We start from the raw sequence: 7820 nt of genomic DNA on the forward strand, positions 1-7820 counted from the left end.
CCCCGCGATGATCTCCGCTGCGACGGGAGCGATCGCGCTGGTCATCGCCCCGGTGGCGCGCGAGTACGGGATGGACTACTTCCTGGCGACGGTGATCCTGGCAGGGATCCTCCAGGTGGTGCTCGGCCTGCTCGGCGTGGCGCGGCTCATGCGCTTCATCCCGCGGTCGGTCATGGTGGGCTTCGTCAACGCTCTGGCGATCCTCATCGCGCTCGCCCAGCTGCCGCACCTGACGAACGTGCCGTGGGCCGTGTACCTGCTGGTCGCGATCGGGCTGGCGATCCTCTTCGGGCTGCCGCGGCTGACCACCGCCGTTCCCGCTCCCCTCGTCGTCATCGTGCTGCTCACCACGGCCGCCGTCGTCGGGGCGATCTCCGTGCCGACCGTCGGTGACGAGGGCGAGCTTCCCTCGAGCCTGCCCTCGCTGCTGATCCCCGACGTCCCGATGACCCTCGAGACGCTGAAGATCATCGCCCCCTACGCGCTAACGATGGCGCTCGTCGGGCTGCTCGAGTCGCTGATGACGGCCAAGCTCGTCGACGACATCACCGACACGCACTCGAACAAGACCCGGGAGAGCTGGGGCCAGGGCGTCGCGAACGTCGTCTCCGGCTTCTTCGGCGGGATGGGCGGCTGCGCGATGATCGGCCAGACCATGATCAACGTGAAGGCCTCCGGGGCGCGGACCCGGATCTCGACCTTCCTCGCCGGGGTCTTCCTCCTGCTGCTCGTCGTGGTCTTCGGCGAGCAGGTCGCCGTCATCCCGATGGCTGCGCTGGTCGCCGTCATGCTCCTGGTGGCGTTCTCGACCTTCGACTGGCACTCGGTCCGGCGCTCGACCCTGCGCCGGATGCCGCGCAGCGAGACGATCGTCATGCTCTCGACCGTCGTGGTGACGGTGGTCAGCCACAACCTCGCCTACGGCGTCCTCGCCGGCGTGGTCGTCGCGATGACCACCTTCGCGCGCCGTGTCGCGCACCTGACGCAGGTCACCGCGCTGGAGCCGGTCGACGAGGACACCCGCGTCTACGCCGTCACCGGCGAGCTGTTCTTCGCCTCCTCGAACGACCTCGTCTACCAGTTCGACTACGCCGGTGACCCGAAGAACGTCGTCATCGACATGTCGCGCGCGCACATCTGGGACGCCTCGACCGTCGCCACGCTCGACGCCATCACCACGAAGTACGCAGCCAAGGGCAGCACGGTGTCGATCATCAACCTGAACGACGACAGCGCCCGCCGCCACGCCCTGCTCTCCGGCAACCTGGGCGCCGGTCACTGAGACCTGCCCCGCCGGCCGCGCCCCTCAGGGGCAAGTGTGAAGGGTTCGCCCCGCTGGACGGGGCGAACCCTTCACACTCCCCGCCGCGGGGCGCGGCGCGGGGTGGGCGCGGCGCGGGGTGGGCGCGGCGCGGGGTGGGCGCTGCGAGGGGCGGGCGCGACGGGGCGCTCCCGGCGTGAGGGGCGCTCCCGGCGCAGGGGGCGGCGGGATCAGCTCCAGACGAGCGCCTGGCCCGGCTCCTCGAGGACGGCGGCGACATCGGCCAGCAGGCGCGAGCCCAGTCCGCCGTCGATCAGCCGGTGGTCGAAGGACAGCGCGAGCTGGGTGACCTGGCGCTTGCGGATCTTGCCCTTGTGGACCCAGGGCTGCTCGCGGATCGCCCCGACGGCGAGGATGGCGGACTCCCCGGGGTTGAGGATCGGCGTACCGGTGTCGATCCCGAACACCCCGACGTTGGTGACGGTGATCGTGCCGTCGGCCATGTCGGACGGCGTCGTCTGACCTGCACGGGCGGCGCCGGTGAGGTCGGCGAGCGCGACGGCGAGGTCGTGCAGGCCCATCCGGTGCGCGTCCTTGATGTTCGGCACGACGAGGCCCCGTGGGGTCTGCGCGGCGATCCCGAGGTTCACGTAGTGCTTGTAGACGATCTCCTGCGTCTGGTCCACCCAGGAGGCGTTGACCTCCGGATGCCGGCGGACGGCGATCAGCAGCGCCTTCATGGCGATGAGCAGCGGCGTGACGCGGACGTCGGCGAACTCGCGGTCCTCGCGCAGAGCGGCGACCAGGCGCATCGTCTTCGTCACGTCGACGGTGTGGAAGACCGACACGTGCGGGGCCGTGAAGGCGCTGGCGACCATCGCCTCGGCCGTCCGCTTGCGGACGGAGCGGACCGGGACGCGGGTGGTGCGGCCGTCGGGCGAGACGGTGCCCATCTTGAGCCAGGGCTGGTCGTCGTTGGCGTAGGTCGCGAGGGTCTGCGGCTCGTTCCCGGAGGCGCGGGCGATGACGTCCTCACGGGTGACGATGCCGCCAGGACCGGTCGCGTCGACGGTCGCGAGGTCGACACCGAGGTCCTTGGCGAGCTTGCGCACCGGGGGCTTGGCGAGCACGGGCTGGGCCTCGTGCCGGACCACGGCGGCGGGAGCTGCCGGCCCCTGCGCCGCAGGCGCTGCGGGAACCCGCGGAGCCGGCGGCGGCACCGCGGGTGCCTCCGCCTCCGCAGCCGGCGCGGAGCCGGCGCTTCGGCGAGCGCGCCGAGCCGTCCCGTGCGCGCTCACCCCGTAGCCGACCAGCACGGCGCCGCTGGCGCTCTCCTGCGCGGCGGGGGCCTCCTGGCCCGCTGCCGCCTCCTCGTCGCCCGACGGTGCGTCGGCGGGTGGGCCGTCGGGGTCGGTGTCGATCGTGATGATCGGGGTGCCGACGTCGACCGTCGTGCCCGGCTCGACGAGGATCGCGGAGACCGCTCCCGCGTACGGGCACGGCAGCTCGACGAGCGACTTCGCGGTCTCGATCTCCAGGATCACCTGGTTGACCGTGACCCGGTCGCCGACGGCGACCTTCCACTCGACGATCTCGGCCTCGGTCAGGCCCTCCCCGGCGTCGGGGAGGCGGAACTGCTCGAACCTGGGCACTGGCGGGCTCCTAGCGGGAGGACGGACGGGGGCCGGGCTGGTGGGCGCTCAGGTCGCCAGGACGCGGTCGACGGCGTCCAGCACCCGGTCGAGACTCGGCAGGTAGTCGTGCTCCAGGCGGGAGACGGGGTAGGGCGAGTGGAACCCGCCGACCCGCAGCACGGGCGCCTCGAGCTGGAAGAAGCACTCCTCGGTCACCCGGGCGGCGACCTCCGCCCCGGTCCCGTAGAGCACCGGCGCCTCGTGGACGACGACGCAGCGTCCCGTGCGCCGTACCGACTCCACCACGGTCGCGGTGTCCAGGGGCGAGAGGGTGCGCAGATCGACGACCTCGATGCTCGTCCCCTCGGCGGCAGCGGCCTCCGCTGCCCGCAGGGCCGTCGCGACCGTCGGTCCGTGCGCCACGACGGTGACATCCGTCCCCGGACGCGCGATCCGCGCGCTGTCCAGCCCGGCGCCGGGGATGCCGTAGGGCGTGAGCGCGACCTCTGCCTTGTCCCAGTAGCGGCCCTTCGGCTCGAAGAAGAGCACCGGGTCGGGAGAGGCGATGGCCTCCTGGATCATCGTGTACGCGTCCGCAGGGGTCGCCGGGCTGACCACGCGCAGGCCGGCGGTGTGCGCGAACAGCACCTCCGGCGACTCGCTGTGGTGCTCGACGGCGCCGATGCCCCCGCCGAAGGGGACCCGGATGACGACGGGCAGCTCGATGCGCCCGCGCGAGCGGTAGTGCATCTTGGCGAGCATCGTCGTGATCTGGTCGAAGGCCGGGAAGATGAAGCCGTCGAACTGGATCTCGCACACCGGCCGGTAGCCGCGCATCGCGAGGCCGATCGCCGTGCCGATGATGCCCGACTCGGCGAGCGGCGTGTCGACCACGCGCTTCTCGCCGAACTCGGCCTGGAGCCCGTCGGTGACCCGGAACACGCCCCCGAGCCGGCCGATGTCCTCACCCATGAGCAGGACGGAGGGATCGTTCGCGAGGGCGGTCCGCATCCCGAGGGTGATCGCCCTGGCGAGGGTGATGCGCTCGGTGCGGACGGGCTCCTCGACGGCCGTCGTCGGGGCGTCGGGTGCCGTGGTCCCCACGGCCTGCCGAGCGGTGGCCCCGGCCGGTGCTGCCTGTCCGGAGGTCGTCGTCATCGTGCGCCTCCCGCCACGTCCTCGAATCCCTGCTCGTACTGCTCGAACCACGCGCGCTCGGCGTCGACGATCGCGTGCGGGCCCGCGTAGACGTGCTCGAACATGCTGGAGGTCGGCGGCGGCTGCATCGCCCGCACCTCGGTGCGCAATCGCTCGCCGAAGGCCTCCGCCTCCGCGTCGAGGGAGTCGAGGAAGGACTGCGGCAGCTCCCCGATCGACTCCAGGTAGGCGCGCAGACGATCGATCGGGTCCTTCTCCCGCCAGGACTGCTCCTCCTCCGAGGTGCGGTACTTGGTCGGGTCGTCGGACGTGGTGTGGGCACCCATCCGGTAGGTGAAGGCCTCGATGAACGTGGGGCCACCGCCGCTGCGCGCCCGCTCGAGGGCCTCGGCGGTCACGGCGTAGCAGGCCAGGACGTCGTTGCCGTCCACCCGCACGCTCGGCACCCCGAAACCGAGACCGCGGTCCACCAGCGGGACACGGGTCTGCTTGCTGGTCGGCTCGGAGATCGCCCACTGGTTGTTCTGGCAGAACAGGACCACTGGCGCCTGGTTCACCGCGGCGAAGACGAAGGCCTCGTTGGTGTCGCCCTGCGAGGTCGAGCCGTCCCCGAAGTACGCGACGACGGCGGTATCCCGGTCGGGGTCCCCCGTGCCGACGTCGCCGTCCCGCTGGACACCCATGCCGTACCCGACGGCGTGCAGGGGGTGCGAGCCGATGACGAGCGTGTAGAGGTGGAAGTGGTGTGCCGCCGCGTCCCAGCCGCCGTGGTCGATCCCGCGGAACTGGCGCAGCACGTCGACGAGGTCCACCCCGCGGGTCCAGGCCACCCCGTGCTCGCGGTAGGACGGGAACACGTGGTCCTGGGCACGCAGGGCGCGGCCGGAGCCGACCTGGGCCGCCTCCTGGCCGAGAGCCTGCGGGAAGAGACCGAGCTCGCCCTGACGCTGCAGGGCGGTGGCCTCGGTGTCGAAGCGGCGCACGAGCACCATGTCCGCGTACAGGCCACGCAGGGCGGCGGCGTCGAGGTGCGCGACACGCGCGTCGTAGTCGGGGCGGGCCACTCGTCCCCCGGCGGGGGTGAGCAGCTGGACGAGGTCGGGCTCGGTCACGCGGGTCCTTCCGGATGGCGGGCGCAGCGAGGTTACGCCAGCGTAGGCTACGCAACCGTAGGTTACGTCTGCACGTGCTCCACAACCTCCTCTGCACCTCGTTGTGCACTCCCACCAAGCGAGCCGGCCGGCGGCCGGCGCCGGCTCAGTGCAGGGCGTCCACCGCCTTCCAGGCCCGCGTCAGCTCGAGCACGGCCTCGGTGGCCTCGGGTGTCCCGACCGAGATCCGCATCCCCTCCCCTGCGAAGGGCCGCACCAGCACGCCGTGCTCGGCGGCGTCCCGTGCGAGGTCGAGGGTGCGGCCACCGAGACCGAGCCAGACGAAGTTCCCCTGGGGGTCCGGGACCGTCCAGCCCTGGGCACGGAGGCCCGTGACCAGTCGGCCTCGTTCGGCCACCACCTCGTCCACCCGCGCGGCGAGCTCCCGCTCTGCCTCGAGGGAGGCGAGGGCCGCGACCTGGGCGAGATGGTTGACCCCGAACGGGGTGGAGCTCGTGCGGACCGCCTGAGCGATCTCCGGGTGCGCCACCGCGTAGCCGACGCGCAGGGCCGCGAGCCCGTAGGCCTTGGAGAACGTCCGCAGCAGGACGAGGTTCGGGTGCTCGGCGAGCAGCCTGTCCCCGTCGGCGACCGCCGGATCGCGGACGAACTCCAGGTAGGCCTCGTCGAGCACGACGGGCACCGACTCCGGGACGCTCCCGAGCAGCGTCGCGAGCTCCTCGTGGTGCACGGCCGGACCGGTCGGGTTGTTGGGCGAGCAGACGATCACGGCGTCGGTCGTCGGGGTCACCGCCTCGGCCATGCCGGGCAGGTCGTGCCTTCCCTCCGCATCGACCGGGACGCGGACGTGCTCGGCGCCCTGGAGCCCGACGAGGATCGGGTAGGCCTCGAAGGAGCGCCAGGCCGAGACGACCTGACCGCCGGGCTCGCAGAAGGCCTGGAGGACGTGCCCGAGGACGGCGACCGATCCACAGCCGGCGACGACCGACTCGGGACCGACACCGTGCCGGGCCGCGAGCGCCTCGACGAGCTCCCCGGCGAACATGTCGGGGTAGCGGTTCAGCTGTCCGGCCGCGGCGGCGACGGCCTCGCGCACGGAGTCGAGAGGAGCGAAGGGGTTCTCGTTCGACGAGAGCTTGTGCTGGTCACCCCCGGAGGTCCTGGCACCTGGCACGTACGCGGGGAGCTGGGCGACGGCAGCGCGTGGGCGCACGGAGGTGGGGGACCACGGGCGAACGGTCATCGGCTCAGCATGCCAGGCGACCCGCGCGGGTGTGAGGATGGGGTCATGTCCTTCTGGCTCCGCCTTGTCATCAACGCCGCCGCGATCTGGCTCGCCACCGCGCTCCTGACCGGGCTGACGGTCGTCGCCGGGGAGGGCACCGGCAGCACGGTGATCGTCCTGCTGGTGGTCGCCCTCGTCTTCGGTCTGGTCAACGCGATCGTCAAGCCGGTCGTCAAGCTGATCGCCTTCCCGCTCTACGTGCTGACCCTCGGCCTGTTCACGCTCGTGGTGAACGCCCTGATGCTCATGCTCACCGGCTGGATCTCGGAGCTGACCTCGTACGGCCTGCGCGTCGAGAGCTTCGGCACCGCTGTCGTCGGGGCGCTCATCATCTCCGTCGTCAGCTTCCTGCTGAGCGTCGTCATCCCCGGAGCGCGCAAGCGGAAGTAGCGCTCATGGCGTGACGCGCACCCCCTGGAAGACGGTGGTCCGTGCCGAGACGGCGCCGCCGAGCACCCCGGCCACGGTCGCGGAGAAGGCCAGGACGGACGGGTCCCCCGAGGCCGCGGCCACCCGGGCGGTGCGCTGGTACGCCGCGAGCCCGTGAGCCCCCAGCAGCGAGGCGGCAGCACGGTCCCGAGGATCGGGGGAGACCGACAGGTCCCGCCGCACCGTCGTGCGCGACGGCGTGTCGGGGTTGTCCCGGCCCTCCAGGAGCGGGACCCCGTCCTGGTCGTGCTCCAGGTGCAGGACCTCGGTGCTGCCGGGGAGGTCGACGTTCCCCACCGGTGAGCCGGCGGTCAGGACGGCCGCGAGGGTGAACCGTTCCTGGATCACCGGATCGGCGGCGACACGCGCCGCTGCCATGCCGCCCTGGCTGTGGCCGGCGAGGAGTACGGGCTCGTCCGGGGCGATCCCCGCTGCCCGCATCGCCTGCTCGACGAGCCGGGAGATCTCGTCCGGCCGCCCCGCCACGAGGTCGAGGTTCGAGCGCAGGTCGGCGGGGTTGCTCCCGCCCGGCACCATCTCCTGGGTACCGGGCACGAGGACCACCCAGCTGCGCGAACCGTCGTCGTGGACCAGCTCCTGCACGGCGACCGACCCGGGCGCACCGCCGTTCGCCGGGTACTGCTGGTCGATGAGTCCGAGCACCTCCGCGGTGGACCTCGGGGGCTTCTGCACAGCGGTGCCGGGACGACGGACGACGGCAAGGGCCGTAGGGCCGCCGAGCAGTGCCGCCCCGAGCGCGTCCGCCGTGGCAAGCGGTCCCGCCAGGTCCTCGACGGGGGAGAGGGAGGGCGGGCGACGCCCCGGCAGCGCGCCGCGCAGGAAGGCGGCGAGCGGGGGCACGACCGACTCCCACCCGTCGATGCGCGCGGGCACCGCGGGGAGCGGACCCAGGCCGGCCATCACCTCGCCGACCACCCCGG

Annotated in this window: 6 protein-coding genes and 1 pseudogene; 2 read left to right on the top strand and 5 right to left on the bottom strand. The window is 72.5% G+C overall.

What is annotated here, in order from left to right:
- Positions 1-1282: SulP family inorganic anion transporter (locus ABWK99_RS11115; RefSeq protein WP_372594769.1), on the top strand; the 1282-nt coding region annotated here is incomplete at its 5' end.
- A 209-nt stretch (positions 1283-1491) separates the two neighbouring features.
- Here ABWK99_RS11115 and ABWK99_RS11120 read toward each other — a convergent pair.
- The 4 genes from ABWK99_RS11120 to hisC all read right to left on the bottom strand — a co-directional run bounded on the left by ABWK99_RS11120 (position 1492) and on the right by hisC (position 6408).
- The gene (locus ABWK99_RS11120; protein ID WP_372594770.1) at positions 1492-2913 is read right to left on the bottom strand and encodes a dihydrolipoamide acetyltransferase family protein; all 1422 of its coding nucleotides are present in this window, start codon (positions 2911-2913) and stop codon (positions 1492-1494) included.
- A 48-nt stretch (positions 2914-2961) separates the two neighbouring features.
- Complete coding sequence (locus tag ABWK99_RS11125) at positions 2962-4053, bottom strand: alpha-ketoacid dehydrogenase subunit beta (RefSeq protein WP_372594771.1); 1092 nt, start codon at positions 4051-4053, stop codon at positions 2962-2964.
- Positions 4050-5165 (bottom strand): pyruvate dehydrogenase (acetyl-transferring) E1 component subunit alpha, encoded by a 1116-nt coding sequence (gene pdhA, locus ABWK99_RS11130; RefSeq protein ID WP_372594772.1) that lies wholly within the window; start codon positions 5163-5165, stop codon positions 4050-4052. The genes ABWK99_RS11125 and pdhA overlap by 4 nt, the downstream gene beginning before the upstream one ends.
- A gap of 145 nt (positions 5166-5310) precedes the next feature.
- Positions 5311-6408, bottom strand: a complete 1098-nt coding sequence (gene hisC / locus ABWK99_RS11135; RefSeq protein WP_372594773.1) for a histidinol-phosphate transaminase — start codon at positions 6406-6408, stop codon at positions 5311-5313.
- A 45-nt stretch (positions 6409-6453) separates the two neighbouring features.
- Between hisC and ABWK99_RS11140 the strand changes: the two genes are divergently transcribed.
- The gene (locus ABWK99_RS11140; RefSeq protein WP_372594774.1) at positions 6454-6840 is read left to right on the top strand and encodes a phage holin family protein; all 387 of its coding nucleotides are present in this window, start codon (positions 6454-6456) and stop codon (positions 6838-6840) included.
- A 3-nt stretch (positions 6841-6843) separates the two neighbouring features.
- Here ABWK99_RS11140 and ABWK99_RS11145 read toward each other — a convergent pair.
- Positions 6844-7820, bottom strand: a pseudogene (locus ABWK99_RS11145) (hypothetical protein); the annotation flags it as partial.

The sequence above is a fragment of the Actinotalea sp. genome, from assembly GCF_041597215.1.
GTDB lineage: Bacteria > Actinomycetota > Actinomycetes > Actinomycetales > Cellulomonadaceae > Actinotalea.

Excerpts from the sequence above, each read along its gene's own strand:
- ABWK99_RS11125 (WP_372594771.1), bottom strand. The coding sequence starts at position 4,053 with ATGACGACGACCTCCGGACAGGCAGCACCGGCCGGGGCCACCGCTCGG.
- hisC (WP_372594773.1), bottom strand. The coding sequence starts at position 6,408 with ATGACCGTTCGCCCGTGGTCCCCCACCTCCGTGCGCCCACGCGCTGCC.
- ABWK99_RS11140 (WP_372594774.1), top strand. The coding sequence starts at position 6,454 with ATGTCCTTCTGGCTCCGCCTTGTCATCAACGCCGCCGCGATCTGGCTC.